14 protein-coding genes are annotated in these 20778 nt (G+C 62.9%); 13 read left to right on the top strand and 1 reads right to left on the bottom strand.

Annotated elements, in window-relative coordinates; translation table 11 throughout:
- The first annotated feature begins 63 nt into the window (after positions 1–63).
- Genes HBO12_RS03350 through HBO12_RS03335 form a run of 4 tightly spaced genes read left to right on the top strand, consistent with a single transcriptional unit; the run spans position 64 to position 3853 of the window.
- On the top strand, positions 64–888 hold the full coding sequence (locus HBO12_RS03350) for a helix-turn-helix domain-containing protein (RefSeq protein ID WP_170041435.1): 825 nt from the start codon (positions 64–66) through the stop codon (positions 886–888).
- Positions 889–937: 49 nt separating this feature from the next.
- Positions 938–2344 carry an NAD(P)/FAD-dependent oxidoreductase gene (locus HBO12_RS03345; protein ID WP_170041434.1) on the top strand — a complete coding sequence of 469 codons (1407 nt, stop codon included), beginning with the start codon at positions 938–940 and terminating at the stop codon, positions 2342–2344.
- Between the two features lie 27 nt (positions 2345–2371).
- Entirely contained in the window at positions 2372–2713 is a 342-nt protein-coding gene (locus HBO12_RS03340; RefSeq protein ID WP_169951558.1) for a cupin domain-containing protein, read from the top strand.
- Between the two features lie 60 nt (positions 2714–2773).
- Positions 2774–3853, top strand: a complete 1080-nt coding sequence (locus HBO12_RS03335) for a polyamine ABC transporter substrate-binding protein (RefSeq protein WP_169951560.1) — start codon at positions 2774–2776, stop codon at positions 3851–3853.
- A 311-nt stretch (positions 3854–4164) separates the two neighbouring features.
- Here HBO12_RS03335 and HBO12_RS03330 read toward each other — a convergent pair whose 3' ends face one another.
- A complete protein-coding gene (locus HBO12_RS03330) occupies positions 4165–4959 on the bottom strand; it encodes a helix-turn-helix transcriptional regulator (RefSeq protein ID WP_169951562.1) in 795 nt (264 codons plus the stop codon).
- Between the two features lie 213 nt (positions 4960–5172).
- On the opposite strand from HBO12_RS03330, the gene HBO12_RS03325 reads away from it, so the two are divergent.
- The 9 genes from HBO12_RS03325 to HBO12_RS03285 all read left to right on the top strand — a co-directional run bounded on the left by HBO12_RS03325 (position 5173) and on the right by HBO12_RS03285 (position 20770).
- Entirely contained in the window at positions 5173–6537 is a 1365-nt protein-coding gene (locus HBO12_RS03325) for an APC family permease (RefSeq protein WP_170041433.1), read from the top strand.
- A 9-nt stretch (positions 6538–6546) separates the two neighbouring features.
- Positions 6547–7644, top strand: coding sequence for a DmpA family aminopeptidase (locus HBO12_RS03320; protein WP_170041432.1), 1098 nt, complete (start codon positions 6547–6549; stop codon positions 7642–7644).
- A gap of 425 nt (positions 7645–8069) precedes the next feature.
- Positions 8070–9518 (top strand): serralysin family metalloprotease, encoded by a 1449-nt coding sequence (locus HBO12_RS03315; RefSeq protein WP_169951568.1) that lies wholly within the window; start codon positions 8070–8072, stop codon positions 9516–9518.
- A 72-nt stretch (positions 9519–9590) separates the two neighbouring features.
- Positions 9591–9959: an AprI/Inh family metalloprotease inhibitor gene (locus HBO12_RS03310; protein WP_407073405.1), complete on the top strand. Its 369-nt coding sequence runs from the start codon at positions 9591–9593 to the stop codon at positions 9957–9959.
- Positions 9960–10136: 177 nt separating this feature from the next.
- Positions 10137–11888: a type I secretion system permease/ATPase gene (locus HBO12_RS03305; RefSeq protein WP_170041431.1), complete on the top strand. Its 1752-nt coding sequence runs from the start codon at positions 10137–10139 to the stop codon at positions 11886–11888.
- Complete coding sequence (locus tag HBO12_RS03300) at positions 11885–13207, top strand: HlyD family type I secretion periplasmic adaptor subunit (RefSeq protein ID WP_170041430.1); 1323 nt, start codon at positions 11885–11887, stop codon at positions 13205–13207. Before HBO12_RS03305 ends, HBO12_RS03300 begins: the two co-directional genes overlap by 4 nt.
- 2 nt (positions 13208–13209) lie before the next feature.
- The gene (locus HBO12_RS03295) at positions 13210–14547 is read left to right on the top strand and encodes a TolC family outer membrane protein (RefSeq protein WP_169951577.1); all 1338 of its coding nucleotides are present in this window, start codon (positions 13210–13212) and stop codon (positions 14545–14547) included.
- 135 nt (positions 14548–14682) lie between these two features.
- A complete protein-coding gene (gene eprS, locus HBO12_RS03290; RefSeq protein WP_170041621.1) occupies positions 14683–17607 on the top strand; it encodes an autotransporter serine peptidase EprS in 2925 nt (974 codons plus the stop codon).
- Between the two features lie 31 nt (positions 17608–17638).
- Positions 17639–20770, top strand: a complete 3132-nt coding sequence (locus tag HBO12_RS03285) for an autotransporter outer membrane beta-barrel domain-containing protein (RefSeq protein WP_170041429.1) — start codon at positions 17639–17641, stop codon at positions 20768–20770.
- The last annotated feature ends 8 nt before the right edge of the window (positions 20771–20778 follow it).

The raw sequence follows: 20778 nt of genomic DNA, 5'->3' as shown, positions 1-20778 counted from the left end.
TGGCCATTGAAGCACCCGGTAAAGTTGTGCAAGCTCCAGGCTTTAGCCGTTTTCGAGTGTTGTATGCCACAGACCGTCCCGGCCGATTGCCCGCAACAGACCCAAGCGACTGCCGACGTGGTATTGCGCCATCACTTGTGCTGGAAGCACCGCGACCTGGACGGGGTAATGTCGCACTATCACCCGGATATCCAGTACCACGACTTCTTCCAGAACCGCGTAGTGTGCTTCGACCAGTTGCGTGAGTACCTGCAAGCCAGCATGCCGCGCGACCCCGACGAGGCGATTGAGCACACCGATCGCATCCGCACCGACGGCGATACCGCATTTATCCAGTATCGCGTGACCTTGCGCGGTGGCCAGGGCCTGGTGTCGTTTCGCACCAGTGAGGCGATCACCGTGCGCGACGGGCTGATCTGGCGCGTCAACGAATACGCGTCCCTGGTGCACGAGCCCGCCACCAGCCGTTCCCAGTCCCAGGCCACACGGCCGACCGTCAGCCGCCTGGGCCTGTCGCCCCAGCAACTGAGCTACCTGGCCAACGATTTGCAGCAGTACTTCCAGCGCCAGCAACCCTATCTCGACCCCGAACTGGACCTGCAACGGGTGGCCAAGGAATGTGGCTACAGCCGCAACCAGATTTCCTACCTGCTCAACCAGGTGCTGGGGCAGAGCTTCTACCGCTACGTCAACCAGGCCCGCCTGCAACATTTACTGGCGGCACTGGATGGCGCCACGCCGCCGATCCGCATCGATGAACTGGCATTTGCCGCCGGTTTCAACTCGTTGTCGGCGTTCTACAGCTGTTTCCGCCAGCACACGGGCCTGTCGCCCAAGGCCTACGTCAAACAAATTTCCCTGCGTGCACGCGCGCAAGACGACGACTGAAGCCAGGCACTAGGATCACGCCATCGACGTTTGGTGGTGGAGTTTCAGTATGCCGGCATGGCGCAAGATCAGTTTATGGATGGACCAGCTGCAAGAGCCGCTGGAGGCGCGTGCGTCCCTCGGGCAGGACCTGGATGTCGATGTGGCCATTATTGGCGCCGGCTACACCGGGTTGTGGACCGCTTATTACCTCAAGCGCCATGCACCGCAGCTCAAGGTGGTGATCGTCGAGGCACAGACCGCGGGCTTCGGAGCCTCCGGGCGCAACGGCGGTTGGCTGATGGGCAACCTCCTGGGCGAAGACCGCTTGCTGGCGGGGTTGCCTGCCGAGCAGCGCCGGGCCTCGTTTGATCTGCTGCACGGCATCCCCGATGAAGTCGGGCAGGTGTTGCAGCGCGAAGGCATCGACTGCGACTACCGTAAGGGCGGGGCCCTGCACTGCGCCGCCCGTTACCCCGAGCAGGAAGCCAGCCTGCGCGAATACCTGGCCAAGCTCCACGGCCAAGGCCTGACCGACGATGACTACCGCTGGCTCAGCCCCGAGCAACTGGCCGGGCAGATCCGCATTGCCTCGGCCTATGGCGCGGTCTACACGCCCCACGTGGCGACGATCCACCCAGCCAAGCTGGTGCGCGGGTTGGCGCGGGTGGTCGAGGCCATGGGCGTGGCGATCTACGAGAACAGCCCGGTCACCCATTGGCAGTCCGGCAGCCTGCGCACCGACAAAGCCCAGGTCCGGGCCTCGTGGGTGGTGCCGGCGGTAGAAGGCTATGCGCCGACGCTCAAGCCCCTGGGGCGCTATCAACTGCCGGTGCAGAGCCTGATCGTGGCGACCGAACCGCTGCCGGCCAGTACCTGGGAAGAAATCGGCCTGAACCAGGGCCAGGCCTTTGGTGAAAGCAGCCGCCAGGTCACTTACGGCCAGCGCACCGCCGATAACCGCTTGGTATTCGGTGCCCGCGGCGGCTATCAGTTTGCCGGCAAGCTGCGCCACAACTTCGACCTCACCGACAGCGAAGTGGAACTGCGCCGCTACCTGTTCTGCGAGCTGTTCCCGCAACTCAAGCACGTGCGCGTGACCCACTCCTGGGGCGGCAACCTCGGTATGTCGCGGCGCTTTCGGCCGCACATGCTGTGCGACCAGCAGAGCGGCATCGCCTTGTCCGGCGGGTATGGCGGGGAGGGCGTGGGCGCCAGCAACCTGGGCGGGCGGACCCTGGCCGACCTGATCCTGGGGCGTGACACGCCGCTGGTCCGGCAGCCGTGGGTGCTGCGTGATGGCGGCCTGACGGCGCTCAAGGGCTGGGAGCCGGAGCCATGCCGCTGGCTGGGCTACAACGCCATCATCCGCAGCTTTGTCCATGAGGACCAGACCCTCGCCGACCCGAACACCGCGCCCTGGCGGCGCAAGCTGGCCAGCGGGATGGCCGGCTTCATGGAAGGTTTCATGCACTAAGTCGCTTCATTCACCACAGGTATGACCATGAGCATTACCCAGTTCAAAGACACACTAAACCGCCACCTGCCGGACTCAAGTCCGGTCGCCGTGCCCCTGGGCACCCCGGTCGCCGTGGCCTCCACCCTCAGCGTGGAACGCAACGATGGCGTCGAAACCGGCATCTGGGAATGCACCCCGGGCCGCTGGCGGCGCCAGATCGTGGCGCAGGAGTTCTGCCACTTTATCCAGGGTCGCTGCACGTTCACCCCCGATGACGGCGAAACCCTGCATATCGAAGCCGGCGATGCACTGATGTTGCCGGCCAACAGCACGGGGATCTGGGATATCCAGGAGACCGTGCGCAAGACCTATGTGTTGATCCTCTAATCTTTTGATCCTTGATCGCCTGCCATAAAAACAGCCCTATAACCGCCAGGAAATCGAACCATGAGACCCATTGCCCTGTTGCCCTTGATGTTAGTGGCCTCCCTGACCCAGGCCGCCGAAACGGTGAAAATCTACAACTGGTCGAGCTACATCGCGCCGGACACCACCAAGAACTTCCAGAAGGAAACCGGGATCGGTTTCAGCTATGACGTGTACGACAGCAACGAGACCCTGGACGGCAAGTTGATGACCGGCAACTCGGGCTATGACGTGGTGTTCCCGTCCAACCACTTCATGGCCCGGCAGATCCAGGGCGGGGCCCTGAAAAAGCTCGACAAGAGCCAGTTGCCGAACTGGAAAAACCTCAACCCGGTGCTGCTCAAGGCCCTGCAAACCAACGACCCGGGCAATGAGCATGGCTTCCCGTACCTGTGGGGCAGCACCGGCATCGGCTACAACATCGACAAGGTCAAGGCTGTGTTGGGCGAGGATGCGCCGGTCGACTCCTGGGACTTGATCTTCAAGCCCCAATACATGGAAAAACTCAGCAAATGCGGGGTGGCGATCCTCGACAACGGCCCGGAACTGCTGCCGATCGCCCTGAACTACCTGGGCTTGCCCCATCACAGCAAGAACCCCGAGGACTATAAAAAAGCCGAGGCGCTGCTGATCAAGGTGCGGCCGTACATTGCCTACTTCCACTCCTCGAAATACACCGGCGACCTGGCCAACGGCGACATCTGCGTGGCGGTTGGCTTCTCGGGTGACGTGCTGCAGGCCGAAAGCCGCGCCAAGGAAGCCAAGAATGGCGTGAAGATTGGCTACAACATTCCCAAGGAAGGCGCTGCGATCTGGTTCGACATGGTCGCCATGCCCGCCGACGCCCCGGATGAAAAGGCCGGTTATGCCTTCATGAACTACCTGCTGCGCCCGGACGTGATGGCCGACATCACCAACTTCGTACACTACGCCAACGGCAACAGCGCCGCCGACAGCCTGGTAGACCCGGTGATCAAGAGCGACACCAAGGTGTACCCGAGCGAAGAAATGATGGGCAAGCTATTCGCCCTTGAAGCCATGCCGATGAAGATCGACCGCATTCGTACGCGGATCTGGAACACCATCCGTACCGGGCGCTAGATACCTGTGACTGATCTACCGCCTTCGCGGGCAAGCCCGCTCCTACAGGGGATCTCGGTTGGGCACAGGACTTTGCACATACCACATACCAACTGTAGGAGCTGGCTTGTCGGGTCGCCGCATCGCTGCGATAGCGGTAGGCCAGTCAACACATCCTTACATGACCCACCGCCATCGCGGGCAAGCCCGCTCCTACACGAGATCTCGGTTGGGCACAGGACTTTGCACATACCACACACCAACTGTGGGAGCTGGCTTGTCGGGTCGCCGCATCGCTGCGATAGCGGTGGACCAGTCGATACATGGCCTCCCTATGGGTTATCCAGGTCATGCCCCAACGACTGGATAAACAACGAAAACAGCTCCGGCTGCGACGAGATATCCAGCTTGGCGTAGAGGTGCCGGCGATGCACCTTGACCGTGTCCGGCGAGATGCTCAGGCGTTCGGCCATGGCCTTGGACGAGAACCCGCGCAATACCAGGCGGGCGATTTCCAGTTCGCGCTCGGACAACACCCCACTGCCAAAATGGCTCAACGCATCGCGGATCTGGCTGGCCATGGCCGCGCCGGCCGGTGCGCGCTGGGTGCTCTGCTGCCAATGTTGCTGCATCAAGGGCAGCACCCACGCCGCCAGCAGTGTCAGTAGCCCGGTTTCCGTGGCGGTAAACACGCGCTGCATCCCCAACGACAACGACAAGGTGCCCACCCCGGGCAGTTGCAGGATGAATTGCACCTCATCCTCCAGCACGTTGTCGTGAAAGTAATTGAGGAAGTACTCACTCTGGCGGAAATGGTCCGGTGCCACCTCTTCGAGGCGATACACGCCACTGGCGTAACCTTCGCGGCAGGCCTGGAAGAACGGGTCGAGCAAGTACAAGCCATTGAGGTACACCAGCATCGACGCCGGCTTGCTGGTGGGCTGCGCGTCGTATTCCTCCAGCGCCTGGGGCGGCCCATCCATCGGGTAGAAGATCGCCAGGGCGTTATCGAAGGCCAGGTTCTGGTGCAGCAGCAACACCAGTTGCTTCCAGAAACGCTCGGTGCCAATTTGCGACACGGTGCGACCCAGGCCCGCATGCATGCCGATTTCCCTGAACAGGCTCATGTGATGGGTTCCGATGGCTGAAAGATCGGCCAAGGGTTCGGCTTTTGCACGAGCCCGTCAAGGGGAGTACTCCAATAGGGGAATTGGCGGGCGCCGGCACAGCGCCTAGATTCCCTGGCATTCAGCGGGAAACATATCCCGCACCCGCTTTCCCTTTTTCGTTTCTGCCTCAACCAGCTTTCCAATAAAAAGAATAACCATGAGGATAACGACATGAGCGCAACCCCCGCACCCGATGGCGTGCTGAAACCTACCTTGAGTGTGTTCGATGTGGTGGCCATTACCGTTTCGGCGGTAACTCCGGCCAGTTCCGTATTTGTGATTGCACCGTTTGCGATCCAGCAAGCCGGCAGCGGGGTGTTCCTGGCGTTTGTGATGGCTGGGCTGCTGGCGCTGATGTTCGCCTTTTGCTACGCGGAGCTTGGGCGCGCCCATAACAGTGCCGGTGGCGAGTATGTGTATGCCAAGCGCGTGTTCGGCGGCATGGCCGGCTACGCGACCTTCCTGACAGTGCTGGTGATGCTGTTGTTTATCCCGCCGGTGCTGGCCACCGGCGCGGCGACCTACCTCAACAACGCCCTGGGCACGACATTCGATTCACAAACCGTGGCCCTGGTGATTGTGGTGTGCAGTTACGCCCTGGGCATTCTCAATATCAAGCTCAACGCCTGGATCACCGGCACCTGCCTGCTGCTGGAAGTAGCGGCGTTGCTGGTGATCGTATTTATTGGCTTCGGCAACCCGGTGCAGCCGGCCAGTGTGCTGTTCCAACCGCAGATCGTCGAAAACGGCGTGCTGCACCTGGCGCCCTGGGCGCTGGTGATCGGCGCGGTGGGCATCGGTCTGTTCTCGTTCAACGGCTACGGCCCGGCGGTGCTGCTGGCCGAAGACATGAAATGCGGCGGCAAGGGCGTGCACAAGGCGGTCCTGTGGTCCCTGGGCCTGGTGGTGGTGATCGAGTTGGTGCCGATCACCGCGCTGTTGATCGGCGCGCCCTCCCTGAGCGAGATGATCAGCAGCCCGGACCCGATCGGCTACCTGCTGACCAGCCATGGCAATGAAACCCTGTCACGCCTGGTCAGCGCCGGGATCTTCCTCTCGGTGTTCAACGCCATCGTCGCCATCGTGATTCAGATCGGCCGGGTGGTGTTCAGCAGTGGTCGCGATGCGCTGTGGACGCCGACCATCAACAAACTGTTCACCCGCATCCACCCGCGCTGGGATTCGCCATGGCTGGCCACGCTGTTCCTGGCGATACCTTCGGCACTGCTCAGCTTCAGCTCCAACCTGGCAGACCTGACGTCCTTCAGTGTGTTGTTGATCATGCTGGTGTACCTGATCGTGGCCCTGAGCGCGCTGATGAGCCGGGTGCTGTTGCGCGACCGCGAGCACCCGTACCGCATGCCCCTGTGGCCGGTGCCGGCGTTGCTGGCCGTGGCGGGCGCGGGTTATCTGTTGTTTACCTTGTTTATCGCGGCCTCCATGCGCGACATCATGATTATCATCGGCCTGTTGGCAATGTCGGTGATCCTCTATTGCATCAGCGGCCGGTCGAGTCCGGCGTTTCAGAAACTGTAAGGAGTGGTTATGCGCGCACGTCAATTGGGCATTACGTTGGGGTTGGGCACGCCCGGCGAATTGAATGCGATTACCGACGTCCCCGGGGTTCGGGTCGGCCACAGCACGCTCAAGGAGCAGATCGACGGCAAGCAGGTGCGCACCGGGGTCACATTGATCCAGCCGCGGGCCGGTGCGGCGCGGCTACAACCGTGTTTTGCCGGGTACCACGTGCTCAATGGCAACGGCGACGCCACGGGCCTTGAGTGGATCGGCGAAGCCGGGCTGCTGACGACGCCCCTGGCGATCACCAACACCCACAGTATCGGCATTGTGCGCGACACCCTGATTGCCCTGGAGCGCGACAGCCTGGCGGACCCGGCGGTGTACTGGTGCATGCCAGTGGTGATGGAAACCTACGACGGCCTGCTCAACGATATCTGGGGCCAGCACATCGGCCCCGAACATGTGCTGCAAGCCATGGCGAGCGCGGAGTCCGGCCCGGTGCAAGAGGGCGCCGTGGGCGGCGGCACCGGGATGATCTGCCATGAGTTCAAGGGCGGCATCGGCAGCGCCTCGCGCAAGCTGGCGGTGGAGCAGGGCGGCTGGACCGTTGGCGTGCTGGTGCAGGCCAACCACGGCAAGCGCCAGGAGCTGCGGGTGGATGGCTATCCGGTGGGGCGCCACCTGATGGACATTGCCTCGCCGTTTGCCGACCGGGGCACTCCGGGCATGGGCTCGATCGTGGTGATTATCGCCACCGATGCACCGTTGCTGCCGCACCAGTGCCAGCGCCTGGCGCAACGCGCATCCATCGGCATTGCCCGCACCGGCGGCGGCACCGAGGACTCCAGTGGCGATCTGTTCCTGGCGTTTGCCACCGGCAATCACCACCTGCCGCCGGCAGATTACGGGCGCAAGGACTTGCCCCTGAGCACAACCTTGAGCATGGTCAATAACGATCATATTTCGCCCTTGTTCAGCGCCGCGGCCGAGGCGGTGGAAGAGGCGATCATCAACGCGATCCTCGCCGGGGAAGACATGACCACCGCCGATGGCGTGCTGGTGCCGGGGCTGGATGGGCAGACGCTGCTGGAGGCACTGCGCCAGACGGGCTGGCGTGGGTAAGCCTGAGGCCGCTATCACTTTGTAGGTGCCGGCTTGCCGGCGCTGGCTGTCAATAATAAAACAGTGGCTATTTAATATTTGCGAATGACACGGTGGCACTTTTAAAGTGCCGCCCAATCAATATATTGGATCCATTACGCAATAAGTGTGACCCGTCTGGCATTTAATTATTTAGCACTATTTAATATTTAAATAGCCGATTCTCCGTCACTCGCCCCAAAACAAAGAATATAAACACTTAATTCCCAATGTTTGCAGCCGTTATTCCGTCCATGAACTTTTCCAACAAAAAAATCACTGGACGTGTGATTTCGAATTGTGTCAGTTTTCTTTCGCCTTCATAAGAGGCGAGTGATAGGACGATCTCGCCCGAGAGCGTCATATCGGACAAAAACTGTTCCACTTGCAAACAAGGAAGTACGTTTATGTCGAAAGTAAAAGACAAAGCTATTGTCTCGGCAGCTCAAGCAAGTAGTGCCTATTCACAAATCGATAGCTTTAGCCATTTGTATGACCGTGGCGGCAACCTCACGGTCAATGGCAAACCTTCGTTCTCTGTCGACCAGGCAGCCGACCATTTGCTGCGCGAAAACGCGGCATACCGGGACGTTGACGGCAACGGCAGGATCGATCTGACCTACACCTTCCTGACCCAGGCTTCCTCGGCGACCATGAACAAGCATGGTATCTCCGGGTTCAGCCAGTTCAGCAACCTGCAAAAAGGCCAGGCCGTACTGGCCATGCAATCCTGGGCCGATGTGGCCAATGTCACCTTCACCGAGAAAGCCTCGGGCGGCGACTTCCACATGACCTTCGGCAACTACAGCGCAGGCCAGGACGGCGCCGCGGCCTTTGCCTACCTGCCCGGCACCAATGAGAAGTACCACACGAGCGGCACGGATGGCACCTCGTGGTACCTGATCAACAACAGCTACACCGCCAACATCAACCCTGGCCTGAACAACTACGGGCGCCAGACCCTGACCCACGAGATCGGCCATACCCTGGGCCTGGATCACCCTGGCGACTACAACGCCGGGACCGGCAACCCGTCCTACAAGGACGCGGACTACGGCCAGGACACCCGTGGCTACAGCGTCATGAGCTACTGGGGTGAAAACAACACCAACCAGAACTTCACCAAAGGCGGGGTCGAGGCTTATGCGTCCGGCCCACTGATCGACGATATCGCGGCGATCCAGAAGCTCTACGGCGCCAACTTCAACACCCGTGCCGGTGACACCACCTACGGCTTCAACTCCAACACCGGGCGTGATCACCTCAGCGCCACGTCCAATGCCGACAAGCTGGTGTTCTCGGTGTGGGATGGCGGTGGCAACGACACCCTGGACTTCTCCGGCTTTACCCAGAACCAGAAAATCAACCTCAACGAGACTTCGTTCTCCGACGTGGGCGGCCTGGTGGGTAACGTGTCGATCGCCCAGGGCGTGACCGTGGAAAACGCCTTCGGTGGCTCGGGCAACGACCTGCTGATCGGCAACGCAGTGGCCAACACCCTCAAGGGTGGTGCCGGCAATGACCTGATCTACGGCGGTGGCGGTGCCGACAAACTGTGGGGCGGCGCGGGTTCGGACACCTTTGTGTTCGGTGCCAGCTCTGACTCCCGGCCAGGTGCGGCGGACCAGATCCTCGACTTCACCTCAGGTTCGGACAAGATCGACCTGACCGGCATCACCAAGGGCAGCGGCCTGCATTTCGTCAACGCCTTTACCGGCGCTGCCGGCGATGCCGTGCTGACCTACGCCTCGGGTACCAACCTGGGCACGTTGGCGGTGGACTTCTCCGGGCACGGGGTGGCGGATTTCCTCGTCACCACCGTGGGCCAGGCGGCCTATAGCGACATCGTGGCTTGATCAAGGCGTAACGAAGGGCGGCGCCCCGGCGCCGCTCTTTCCTTGCAACAGTCCCGTAAACGGGTAATGGTGATGACTATTTTTCGCAATGCAATCGCCTGGGTGATCCCGGCATTGCTCGTGTCGGCAGGAGCCAACGCAATGGCAAGCAGTCTTGTTTTACCCAGCACCGCGCAACTGGCTGGGCACTGGCAACTACACCAGCAGGAGCAGGTGTGCGAGCTGGATCTGATCGCCCAGCCCAATAGCCTGGCGGGTGATATTGAGTGCGCGCAACAGTGGCTGGGGCAAAAACCTCTGACGTGGCTGCCCACCCCGGATGGCATCTGGCTAATGAATGCCGAGGGCACCGGTATTACTCATTTGAATCGGCAGAAAGAAGGCGAATATACCGCGCGTTCTGCTTCGGGATTAGAGCTGTTACTGCAACGCACACAATAATTAACTATTACGGTTATATGCTTATAACTACCAGGTATAGAGCTGTTTGTTGGTCGTGACCTATATCCACCTGTCACTTCCAGCGCATTAAACACTATTGAAATAGTTGCCCGCCCCATCCATTGGGGCGCCCGGCAGACTATCGCGCGTATTCCAGCCCAGGGAAGATCAGGCAACATGGCGAAGACCACTCCCACTGCACCACTGTTTAAAGCCCTCGGCGATTATAAAAGTATCCTGATCAGCGTCGGTTGCTTCACCGCGCTGATCAATCTGTTGATGCTGGTGCCGTCCATTTACATGCTGCAAGTGTATGACCGGGTCCTGTCATCGCAGAACGAAACCACCTTGGTGATGTTGACCCTGATGGTCGTAGGTTTCTTTGCTTTTATCGGCACCCTGGAAGTGGTGCGCAGCTTTATCGTGATCCGCATCGGCAGCCAATTGGAGCGCCGCTTCAACTTGCAGGTATACAAGGCCGCCTTCGAGCGCAACCTGCAACGGGGCGAAGGCCATGCTGGGCAATCGCTCGGGGATTTGACCCATATCCGCCAGTTCCTCACCGGGCCGGCGTTGTTTGCGTTCTTCGATGCGCCGTGGTTCCCGATCTATTTGCTGGTGATCTTTTTGTTCAACGTGTGGCTGGGGGTGTTGGCCACGGCCGGCGCCGTGCTGTTGATCGCCCTGGCATGCCTGAACGAATACCTGACCAAAAAACCCTTGCGCGAAGCCAGCGGCTACTCGCAGCAGTCCACCCAATTGGCCACCAGCCACTTGCACAACGCCGAGACCATCCAGGCCATGGGCATGCTGGGGGCGCTGCGCAGTCGCTGGTTCCAGGTGCATTCGCAATTCCTCGGCCTGCAAAACCGGGCCAGCGACACCGGTTCGGTGATCAGCTCCCTGAGCAAATCCCTGCGCCTGCTCCTGCAGTCGTTGGTGTTGGGGCTGGGTGCGTTGCTGGTGATCAAGGGCCAGATGACCGCCGGGATGATGATTGCCGGCACTATCCTGATGGGCCGGGTGTTGAGCCCGATCGACCAGTTGATCGCGGTGTGGAAGCAATGGAGTTCGGCCAAGCTGGCCTATCAACGCCTCGATGAGCTGTTGCAGGAGTTCCCGCCCGGGGCGCAGGCCATGGCGTTGCCGGCGCCCAAGGGCCAAGTGAGTTTCGAGCAGGTCACTGCCGGGCCGCCGGGGCGGCGGGTGGCGACGTTGCATCAGGTCAGCTTCAACCTCGCGGCCGGTGAAGTGCTGGGCGTGTTGGGGGCCTCCGGGTCCGGCAAGTCGACGTTGGCGCGAGTACTGGTGGGCGTGTGGCCGACCCTGGCGGGCACGGTGCGCCTGGACGGCGCCGATATCCATCGCTGGGACCGCGACGACCTCGGGCCCCATGTCGGCTACCTGCCCCAGGACATCGAGCTGTTCAGCGGCAGCATCGCCGACAACATCGCGCGCTTTCGCCAGGCTGACCCCGAGTGGGTGGTGCAAGCCGCGCAGCAAGCCGGGGTGCATGACCTGATCCTGCGTTTGCCCCAGGGCTACGACACGGTGTTGGGCGACGACGGCAGCGGCCTGTCCGGTGGGCAGAAACAACGGGTGGCCCTGGCCCGCGCGCTGTATGGCGGGCCGCGCCTGATCGTGCTCGACGAACCCAACTCCAACCTCGACACCGTGGGCGAGGCCGCCCTGGCCAGCGCCATCATGCAGATGAAAGCCCAGGGCAGCAGCGTGATCCTGGTGACCCACCGCTCCTCGGCCCTGGCCCAGGCCGACAAGCTGTTGGTACTCAACGACGGCCGCCTGCAAGCGTTTGGCCCCAGCCAGGAGGTGCTGCGGGCGCTGTCCGGGCAAGCGGAGCCACCCCGTGAAAAGGCCGGCGTCAGCTTGAACCGTCAATATCCTGCGGCAAGGAATCCAGGCCAATGAATACCGATAACAGCCTGCCACTCGAGCAGACCTTTCCCGAGCGCGATGCGCGCTTTTTCTCCCGCCTGGGCTGGGTGATGACGGTGGTTGGCGCCGGCGGATTCTTCCTCTGGGCCAGCCTCGCGCCGCTGGACCAGGGGATCCCGGTGCAGGGCACGGTGGTGGTGTCCGGCAAGCGCAAGGCCGTGCAAACCATGAGCCCCGGCGTGGTCAGCCGGATCCTGGTGCGCGAAGGCGAGGTGGTCAAACAGGGCCAGCCGTTGTTTCGCCTCGACCCGACCCAAAGCCAGGCCGACGTGCATTCCCTGCAAGCCCAATACCGCATGGCCTGGGCCAGCGTCGCCCGTTGGCAGAGCGAGCGCGACAGCTTGCCGGCGGTGGCCTTTCCGGCTGAACTGAGTAGCGCCCCCGATCCTGCGCTGGCGTTGGTGCTCGAAGGCCAGCGCCAGCTGTTCAGCAGCCGGCGCGACGCCTTTGCCCGCGAGCAATCCGGGATTCGCGCCAATATCGAAGGCGCCAGCGCCCAGCTCAACGGCATGCGCCGCGCCCGCACCGACCTCAGCGCCCAGGCGCAATCTCTGCGTGATCAACTGGCCAACCTGCAACCCCTGGCCGACAACGGCTATATCCCGCGCAACCGCCTGCTGGAGTACCAGCGCCAACTGTCCCAGGTGCAGCAGGACCTGGCGCAGAACAGCGGCGAAAGCGGGCGCCTGGAGCAGGGCATCCTCGAATCGCGCCTCAAGTTGCAACAGCACAGCGAGGAGTACCAGAAGGAGGTCCGCAGCCAGTTGGCCGACGCGCAACTGCGCAGCCTGACCCTGGAGCAGCAACTGACCTCTGCTGGCTTTGACCTGCAACACAGTGAAATCAACGCGCCGGCCGATGGCATTGCGGTCAATCTCGGCGTGCATACCATCGGTGCGGTGGTGCGGGCCGGGGAGACCCTGCTGGAAATCGTGCCCCAGGACACGCGCCTGGAAGTGGAAGGGCGCCTGCCGGTGAACCTGGTGGACAAGGTCGGCAGCCATCTGCCGGTCGATATCCTATTCACCGCCTTCAACCAGAGCCGTACACCCCGGGTGCCGGGGGAGGTGAGCCTGATCTCCGCCGACCAGTTGCTCGACGAAAAAACCGGTGCGCCGTATTACGTGCTGCGCACCACGGTCAGCGATGTCGCCCTGGAAAAACTCCAGGGCCTGGTGATCAAGCCCGGCATGCCCGCCGAGATGTTTGTGCGCACCGGCGAGCGCTCGCTGCTCAACTACCTGTTCAAGCCGCTGCTCGACCGTGCCGGCTCGGCGTTGACCGAGGAATGAGCATGAAACCAGTGTTCATCGCCTTGCTTATGGCGTGCAGCAGCGCCCAGGCCGCCATGGGCCCGTTCGATGTGTATGAACAGGCGCTGCGCAACGATCCGGTGTTCCTCGGTGCAATCAAGGAGCGTGACGCCGGCCTGGAAAACCGCACCATCGGCCGCGCCGGCCTGTTGCCTAGGCTGTCGTACAACTACAACAAGGGCCGCAACAACTCCCAGGCCAACCTGCCCGATGGCCGTGGCGGCCACTATCACGACGACCGCAACTACAACAGTTTCGGCTCGACCTTCACCCTGCAACAGCCGCTGTTCGACTACGAAGCCTATGCCAACTACCGCAAGGGCGTGGCCCAGGCGCTGTTTGCCGACGAGAGTTTTCGCGACAAGAGCCAGGCGCTGTTGGTGCGGGTGCTGACCTATTACACCCAGGCACTGTTCGCCCAGGACCAGATCGACATCGCCCGGGCCAAAAAGAAGGCCTACGAGCAACAGTTCCAGCAGAACCAGCACCTGTTCCAGCAAGGCGAGGGCACGCGTACCGATATTCTGGAGGCCGAGTCCCGTTACGAACTGGCCACCGCCGAAGAAATCCAGGCGCTCGACGAGCAGGATGCGTCACTGCGCGAACTGGGGGCGTTGCTCGGCGTACAGAGCGTCGATATTGCCGACCTGGCGCCACTGAACCACGACTTTGCCGCCTTCACCCTGGCCCCGGCCAACTACGACAGCTGGCACGAACTGGCGCTGACCAACAACCCGACCCTGGCCTCCCAGCGCCAGGCCGTGGAGGTGGCGCGCTATGAGGTGGAACGCAACCGCGCCGGGCACCTGCCGCGCATCACCGCGTACGCCAGTTCGCGCCAGCAGGAGTCCGACAGCGGCAACACCTACAACCAGCGCTACGACACCAACACCATCGGCATTGAAGTCAGCGTGCCGTTGTATGCCGGTGGCGGCGTCGCGGCGTCCACCCGCCAGGCCAGCCGCTCCATGGAGCAGGCCGAATATGAGCTGGAGGGCAAGACCCGCGAGACCCTGATCGAGCTGCGGCGCCAGTTCAGCGCCTGCCTGTCGGGGGTGAGCAAACTGCGCGCCTATCAAAAGGCCCTGGCCTCTGCCGAAGCGCTGGTGGTGTCGACCAAGCAAAGCATTCTGGGTGGCGAGCGGGTCAACCTCGATGCCCTCAACGCCGAACAGCAGCTGTACAGCACCCGTCGCGACCTGGCCCAGGCCCGTTACGACTATTTGATGGCCTGGACCAAATTGCACTACTACGCGGGCAACCTGCGCGACACCGACCTGGCCAAGGTCGACGAAGCCTTCGGCCCGGCCCAACGCTGACCCTGTAGGAGCCGGCTTGCCGGCGATAAGGCCGTTGAGCCCGCCATCGCCGGCACGCCCGCTCCTATAGGCTGATAAACACAATAAAAAGAGGAAGTCTGGGTGAACGCAAAACAACGAAGCTATCACTGCGTCATGCTGTGTGGCCTGGCCAGCCTGGGTACCGCCCAGGCCGCGCCCTATGTGGAGACCGGCAAGCTGGGCGACCCCGCCAGTTGGCGCTCGACGGAATACCAGCGGGACTGGGGCCTGGGGCGCATGCAGGCCGATCAGGCTTACGCCGCGGGGATCAGCGGTGCCGGGGTGAAGATCGGTGCGCTGGACTCGGGCTTTGATGCCAGCCACCCGCAAGCCTCCCCGGAGCGCTTCCACCCGGTGACCGCCAGCGGCACTTATGTGGATGGCAGCCCGTTTTCCACCACCGGCGCCCTGAACCCCAACAACGACTCCCACGGCACCCACGTCACCGGCACCATGGGGGCGGCGCGGGACGGCAGCGGCATGCATGGCGTGGCCTACAACGCGCAGATTTATGTGGGCAACACCAACGCCAACGACAGCTTCCTGTTTGGCCCGACGCCCGACCCCCAGTACTTCAAGGCGGTGTACAGCGCCATGGTCGATTCCGGGGTGCGCGCGATCAACAACAGCTGGGGCAGCCAGCCCAAGGATGTCAGCTACCAGACCCTGGGCGACCTGCACGCGGCCTACGCCCAGCACTTTAACCAGGGCACCTGGCTGGACGCCGCCGCCGATGTGGCCCGCGCCGGGGTGATCAATGTGTTCAGCGCCGGCAACAGCGGCTATGCCAACGCCAGCGTGCGCTCGGCCTTGCCTTACTTTGAACCGCAGCTGGAAGGCCACTGGCTGGCGGTGTCCGGCCTGGACAAGGCCAATAACCAGAAATACAACCAGTGCGGCATCGCCAAGTACTGGTGTATTGCCACCCCGGGGGCGCTGATCGACAGCACCGTTCCTGGCGGCGGCTATGGGATCAAGTCCGGCACCTCGATGTCGGCACCCCACGCCACTGGTGCGTTGGCGCTGGTGATGGAACGCTACCCGTACCTGAACAACGAGCAGGCCTTGCAGGTGTTGCTGACGACGGCCACGCAGCTGGACGGTTCGGTGACCGACGCGCCGAACGCCAAGGTCGGCTGGGGCGTGCCGGACCTTGGCCGGGCGATGCATGGGCCGGGGCAGTTGCTGGGTGCCATGGACGTCAATCTGGCGGCCGGGCAGGGCGATGTGTGGAGCAATGGCATCTCCGACAAGGCGCTGCTGCAACGCCAGGCCGAAGACAGTGCCGAGCGCCTGGCTTGGCAACAGACCGTGCAGGACAAGGGCTGGGGAAATGGTCCGGGGGGCGGCGCCAGCCAGCAGGAACAGACCGACTACGCAGTGGGTATGGCCCGGGATGCGGCGGCGGCGCAGCGCATTTACCAGGGCAGTTTGATCAAGTCCGGCGCCGGTAGCCTGGTGCTCAGCGGCGACAGCACCTATCGCGGCCCGACCACGGTCAATGGCGGTGTGTTGAAGGTCGAGGGTGCGCTGACCTCGGCGGTCACGGTCAACCATGGCGGGACCTTGGGCGGCTCCGGGCGTATCGGCGCGTTGCAGGCCAATAGCGGCAGCGTGATTGCGCCGGGCAATTCCATCGGCACCTTGAATGTGACTGGGGATGTGCGCTTCGACGCCGGGTCCACCTATGCGGTGGAGCTGTCGAATGCCAGCAGTGATCGCATTGTCGCGGGCGGCAAGGCCACCCTCAACGGCGGCACCGTGACCCTGGCCCTGGAAAACAGCCCGACCTTGCTCAGCCAGCCCGAGGCGCAAAGCCTGATCGGTCGCCAGTACAACATCTTGCAGGCGGCGGGTGGGGTCACCGGCAGTTTCGGTGCGGTATTGCCCAACTACCTGTTCCTCGGTGGCAACCTCGACTACAGCGCCAATGGCGTGCAACTGGCTATCGCGCGCAATGACGCAAGCTTTGCCAGCGTCGCGGCGACCCGCAATCAGCGCGCCGTGGCCGCTGCAGCCGAGCAGTTGGGGGCCGGCAACCCGGTGTATGAAAGCGTGCTGAGTGCCGACTCCAGTGTGGTGGCCCGCCAGGCCTTCCAGCAGTTGTCCGGCGAGATCTACCCGGCAGTCGGCGCGATGTTGATCAATGACAGCCGCCATGTGCGCGATGCCGTCGGTGAGCGCCTGCGCCATGTGCCTGCCACCGGCGAAAGCAACCTGTGGATCAAGGCCCTCGGCGCCTGGGGCAAGGCCGACAGCAGCAGTGAATATGCTGGTTACACCCGCTCTATCGGCGGCATGCTGCTGGGGGTCGATGGCCAATGGGACGAACAGACCCGCGTCGGTGTGATGGCGGGCTACAGCGACAGCTCGCTGAACATGGGCGATGGCACGCATGCGTCGGCCGATGTCGACAGCTATCACCTGGGCACCTACGCCGGGCGTGAGCTGGGCAACTGGCGTGTGAGTGTGGGCGGCGCCTACAGCTGGCATCGCGGCGATGTGCAGCGCGACCTGCAATACGCTGACGTCAGCGCCAAGCAAAAAGCCAAGCTGGATGCGCGCAGCCTGCAGGTGTTCACCGAGGCGGCCTACCGCTTGGACCTGCAAGCGCTGGCCCTGGAACCGTTTGCCAACCTGGCCTATGTGCACCTGGACAGCGAAAGTTTCCATGAGAAAGGCGATGGCGCCGCCCTGCAACGGGGCAGTGATCGCCGCGATGCGACCCTCGGCACCCTGGGCCTGCGCGCCCTCAAGACCCTGCCTCTGAATGACCGCCAGCAGTTGGAACTCTCCGGCTCGCTCGGCTGGCAGCACAGCCTCACGCCGGTTGAATCCGAGGAACACCTGGCGTTCGTCGCAGGCGGCCCCTCGTTTGCCGTGCGCAGCACACCGCTTCAGCGCGACGCCGCGCTGGTGGGCTTGAAGGCCAGCCTGGCACTGAGTGACACCACACGGGTCAACCTCGACTACAACGGCCAACTGGGGTCGAAGGAGAACAACCAGGGCGTGGGCCTGAGCCTGGACTGGCAGTTCTGAAGCGGCGCCAACAAAAAGAACAACAAACGCAATGAAACTAAGGAAGGTCACCGTGAACGCAAAACAACGAGGGTTTCACTCCGCCATCCCAACAGGCCCGGGCTACCCGCTCAAGGCCTTGAGTCGCGTGCCATACGGCGCGTTGCTGTGTTGCCTGGCCAGCCTGGGTACCGCCCAGGCCGCACCCTACGTCGAAACCGGCAAGCTGGGGGATGTCGCCAGTTGGCGCAGCAATGAGTTCAAGGCCGATTGGGGCCTGGGCGCAGTCAATGCCGATGTGGCATATGCCGCCGGTTACAGCGGCAAGGGCGTGAAGCTGGGAATTTTCGACCAGCCGGTATACGCCCTGCATCCTGAGTTCTCCAGCCCGGGCAAGGTACAGACCCTGGTCACTGAAGGGATCCGCCAGTACACCGACCCGTATATCCCGGTGAAGGCCGGTGACCCGTTCCGCTACGACGGCACACCGTCCCTGGGTTCCAACGGCAAGCTGGGCGACCACGGCACCCATGTCGGGGGCATTGCCGCCGGCGACCGTAACGGCGGGCCGATGCACGGTGTGGCCTACAACGCACAGATCCTCAGCGCCGAGAACGGCGACCCCGGCCCCGAAGACGGGATCATCCTGGGTAACGACGGTGCGGTGTACCAGGCCGGTTGGGACAGCCTGGTGGCCAACGGCGCACGCATCATCAATAACAGCTGGGGCATCGGCATTGGCGATCAGTTTGCCAAGGGCGGCAAGGACCCGGCGTTCCCCCATTTTGCTCTCAGCGATGCGCAGGCGCAGTTCGACCAGATCAAGCCGCTGTTGGGCACCGCACCAGGCGGGGCTTATACCGGTGCGATCAACGCGGCGCGCAGCGGGGTGCTGACGATCTTCGCAGCCGGCAACGACTACAACCTGAACAACCCCGATGCGATCTCCGGCCTGGCGTATTTTGTGCCCGAGATCGCGCCCAATTGGCTGTCGGTGGCCGCATTGCAACGCAACCCGGATGCCAACAGCCCCAACCCCTATGTGATCAGCACCTTCTCGTCGCGCTGTGGCTATGCCGCCAGCTTCTGCGTGTCGGCCCCAGGCACGGCGATCTACAGCTCGGTGATGGTGGGCACCACGGTCGATAACATGACCCTGGGCTGGAACAACAAAAACGGCACCTCCATGGCTGCGCCCCATGTGGCAGGCGCCGCCGCCGTGTTGATGGAGCGTTTCCCGTACATGAGCGGCGAGCAGATTTCCACGCTGCTCAAGACCACCGCCACCGACCTTGGCGCACCGGGCATCGACGCACTGTACGGCTGGGGCATGATCAACCTGGGCAAGGCGGTCAGCGGACCGGGAATGTTTATCACCGCAGAGGATATCCCGGCCCAGTTCCGTATCGACGGTGGCTATGGCAGCGGCCAGTTTGTTGCGGACTTGCCGGGGGTTGGGGCGGTGGTTGACGCCGGCAAGCCCACCCAGCGCGTGTGTGACGATGTGCACTGCGGGCGGGATGTGTGGAGCAATGACATTGCCGGTCACGGCGGCTTGACCAAGCAGGGCATTGGGACGCTGGTGCTGACCGGCAACAACACCTACAGCGGGCCAACCGTCGTCAATCAAGGCCTGTTGGCGGTCAATGGCTCGCTGGCATCGCAAGTCACGGTGAGTAACAGCGGGGTGTTGGGCGGCTCCGGCAGCATCGGCGCGCTGCACGCGAAAAGCGGCGGTACGGTCGCGCCAGGTAACTCCATCGGCACCTTGAACGTGGCTGGGGATGTCAACTTCGACGCGGGTTCTACCTATGCGGTGGAGCTGTCCACTACCAGCAGCGACCGCATCGTCGCCGGTGGCAAGGCCACCCTCAACGGCGGCACCGTGACCCTGGCCTTGGAAAACAGCCCGACCTTGCTCAGCCAGCCCGAGGCGCAAAGCCTGATCGGTCGCCAGTACAACATCCTGCAGGCGGCCGGGGGAGTTACCGGCAGCTTTGCCTCGGTACTGCCCAACTACCTGTTTGTCGGCGGCAACCTGAACTACGGCGCCAACGGCGTGCAGTTGGATGTTGCGCGCACGGCCAACAGCTTCGCCAGCGTTGCGGCGACCGATAACCAACGCGCGGTGGCGGTGGCGGCCGAGCAACTGGGCGCGGGTAACGGGGTGTATGAAAGCCTGCTGCTGGCACCGAGTGCGGCCTCGGCGCAAGGGGCGTTCCAACAGTTGTCGGGGGAAATCTACCCAGCCCTGGAAACCGCGCTGGTCAATGACAACCGCTACCTGCGTGAAGCGGTGGGCGAGCGCCTGCAACAGGGTGAAATGGGCTCCTCGCCACAAACCATCGACACGCGCGGCAACGTCTGGGTCAAGGCCCTTGGCGCCTGGGGTAAAACCGACAGCGCCAGCGATACGGCGGGCTACACTACCTCCATCGGCGGCCTGCTGGCGGGTGTGGACGGTGCGCTGGACGAAGACACACGCCTGGGCCTGGTCGCCGGTTACAGCGATACCTCGCTGAACATGGGCGATGGCACCCATTCGCGGGCATCGGTGGACAGCTACCACTTTGGCGCCTATGCCGGTCACGACATCGGCGCCTGGCGCCTGAGCGGCGGGGCGACCTACAGCTGGCACCGCGCTGATGTGAAACGTGAGCTGCAATACGGCGAAGTCGCCGGCAAGCAGAAAGCCAAGGTTGATGCTCGTAGCACCCAGCTCTTCACCGAAACGGCTTATCGCCTGAACCTGCAACCGCTGGCGCTGGAGCCGTTCGCCAACCTGGCCTATGTGCATCTGGACAGCGACGGCTTCAGCGAGAAAGGCGATGCAGCAGCGCTCAAGGGCGGCGATGACACCCGCGACCTGGTGCTCAGCACCCTCGGCGTGCGGGCGTTGAAGACCTTCAACCTCAGCGACCATCAGGCGTTGGACGTTTCCGGCACCCTGGGCTGGCAGCACAACCTCAGCACCACCGATTCCGAGCGCCACCTGGCGTTTGCTTCAGGCAGTACCGCGTTTGCCGTGGAAAGCTCGCCGATGGTGCGCGACGCGGCCTTGGTCGGCGCGCGCGCCAGCCTGGCGCTGACCAAGGATGCGCGGGTGAACTTCGACTACAACGGCCTGCTGGCCAGCAAGGAGAAAATCCACGGCGTGGGCTTGAGCCTCGACTGGGCCTTCTAAACACCGCA

Origin of the sequence: Pseudomonas sp. WS 5059 (assembly GCF_012985525.1) — a bacterium.
GTDB lineage: Bacteria > Pseudomonadota > Gammaproteobacteria > Pseudomonadales > Pseudomonadaceae > Aquipseudomonas.
This window is presented reverse-complemented; position numbering and strand designations above follow the sequence as displayed.

Excerpts from the sequence above, each read along its gene's own strand:
- HBO12_RS03310 (WP_407073405.1), top strand. The coding sequence starts at position 9,591 with ATGACTATTTTTCGCAATGCAATCGCCTGGGTGATCCCGGCATTGCTC.
- HBO12_RS03335 (WP_169951560.1), top strand. The coding sequence starts at position 2,774 with ATGAGACCCATTGCCCTGTTGCCCTTGATGTTAGTGGCCTCCCTGACC.
- HBO12_RS03285 (WP_170041429.1), top strand. The coding sequence starts at position 17,639 with ATGAAACTAAGGAAGGTCACCGTGAACGCAAAACAACGAGGGTTTCAC.
- HBO12_RS03300 (WP_170041430.1), top strand. The coding sequence starts at position 11,885 with ATGAATACCGATAACAGCCTGCCACTCGAGCAGACCTTTCCCGAGCGC.
- HBO12_RS03345 (WP_170041434.1), top strand. The coding sequence starts at position 938 with ATGCCGGCATGGCGCAAGATCAGTTTATGGATGGACCAGCTGCAAGAG.
- HBO12_RS03330 (WP_169951562.1), bottom strand. The coding sequence starts at position 4,959 with ATGAGCCTGTTCAGGGAAATCGGCATGCATGCGGGCCTGGGTCGCACC.
- HBO12_RS03325 (WP_170041433.1), top strand. The coding sequence starts at position 5,173 with ATGAGCGCAACCCCCGCACCCGATGGCGTGCTGAAACCTACCTTGAGT.
- HBO12_RS03340 (WP_169951558.1), top strand. The coding sequence starts at position 2,372 with ATGAGCATTACCCAGTTCAAAGACACACTAAACCGCCACCTGCCGGAC.
- HBO12_RS03295 (WP_169951577.1), top strand. The coding sequence starts at position 13,210 with ATGAAACCAGTGTTCATCGCCTTGCTTATGGCGTGCAGCAGCGCCCAG.
- eprS (WP_170041621.1), top strand. The coding sequence starts at position 14,683 with ATGCTGTGTGGCCTGGCCAGCCTGGGTACCGCCCAGGCCGCGCCCTAT.
- HBO12_RS03305 (WP_170041431.1), top strand. The coding sequence starts at position 10,137 with ATGGCGAAGACCACTCCCACTGCACCACTGTTTAAAGCCCTCGGCGAT.
- HBO12_RS03350 (WP_170041435.1), top strand. The coding sequence starts at position 64 with ATGCCACAGACCGTCCCGGCCGATTGCCCGCAACAGACCCAAGCGACT.
- HBO12_RS03315 (WP_169951568.1), top strand. The coding sequence starts at position 8,070 with ATGTCGAAAGTAAAAGACAAAGCTATTGTCTCGGCAGCTCAAGCAAGT.
- HBO12_RS03320 (WP_170041432.1), top strand. The coding sequence starts at position 6,547 with ATGCGCGCACGTCAATTGGGCATTACGTTGGGGTTGGGCACGCCCGGC.